We start from the raw sequence: 998 nt of genomic DNA on the forward strand, positions 1-998 counted from the left end.
ATAAGTGCCCGGGCCTCGTCGTCGCGCGGTGGCGCCAGTTCGTGGGCGATGGCTGTGCGCACCACGGCCGATACCGGTAGGCCGCGTTCTGCGGCAGCGGCGCGTAGCCGGGTCATCTCATCGTCGGTGAGGCGCACGGTGAGGGTTTGGGCCTTTTCGCGGTTGGGGTGGGTGGCCGATGCGGTCGTGTATTCAGAGCTGTCGACGGCTTCCAGCTCGCGCGCCTCGCTGAGTAGGTTTTTGAGCTCGTTGTTCACTGGTCGTTCCTTTCCAGGTATGTGCGCTGGTCGGTGAGGTTGGCTGGCCAACAGTTCGCGCCGTATTGCCGGTCCTCGTGGCCAACGACGATGACGACGAGCACCCGGTCTGCGGTGGGCGAGAAGCCAATGAACCGGCTACTTTTGCCGGATCGGCTTTTGGGGTCGGGGATAAACGCCACCACGTCGGGATCGTTGACGGCCTCGGTTGCCATCTCAACTGTGGTGCGGTGCTTGTCCCACATGTGGGTTACCGCGTCGCTCGGCCACTGCAACTCGGTCACCGACTCAGCGTATTACATATGTATGGCATTTGCTACGCTTTCCTGCGGTGCCGACCAGGACTGCGGTTTGCCACCAGGAAAGGCGAAAAGTTTAGGAGGTGCTAGGCAGCAGGCCTTGCCCACTCATCCGACACGGATTAGGACTCGGGTCCCACCGCAGGGCCTGGTCGACTCGACCGGCCGACACGACCGCGTTCATCATTGTGTCAACGAGCGCGCAAACCGAGCGTTTGACCAGCGGGTAGATTAACGACGCCTGAGTACCCCTCGGACGCCTCCGTCCTCGTGCACCCAGCATGACCAGCGAATTCCCTGGTACGACAAACAAATCTGACCTTACTGAGAATCGCTCTGCTGCACGCAGCCAATCAGCGCCGCCGGATTCGCCCGGGGCTCGATCACCGTCAGTCGGCTTCGGCGAGCAATGTGTAGATCTCGCGGCGGGCCTTTTTGAGGA

The 998-nt window shown here is 61.9% G+C and carries 2 protein-coding genes; both read right to left on the minus strand.

The features are described 5' to 3' along the window. Positions 1-257: ribbon-helix-helix protein, CopG family (locus F6Q13_RS17870; protein ID WP_293059414.1), on the minus strand; the 257-nt coding region annotated here is incomplete at its 3' end. Further along, entirely contained in the window at positions 254-541 is a 288-nt protein-coding gene (locus tag F6Q13_RS17875) for a transposase (protein WP_293059416.1), read from the minus strand. The genes F6Q13_RS17875 and F6Q13_RS17870, both read right to left, overlap by 4 nt. Between the last annotated feature and the right edge of the window lie 457 nt (positions 542-998).

Source organism: Mycobacterium sp., assembly GCF_008709575.1.
Taxonomy (GTDB): domain Bacteria; phylum Actinomycetota; class Actinomycetes; order Mycobacteriales; family Mycobacteriaceae; genus Mycobacterium.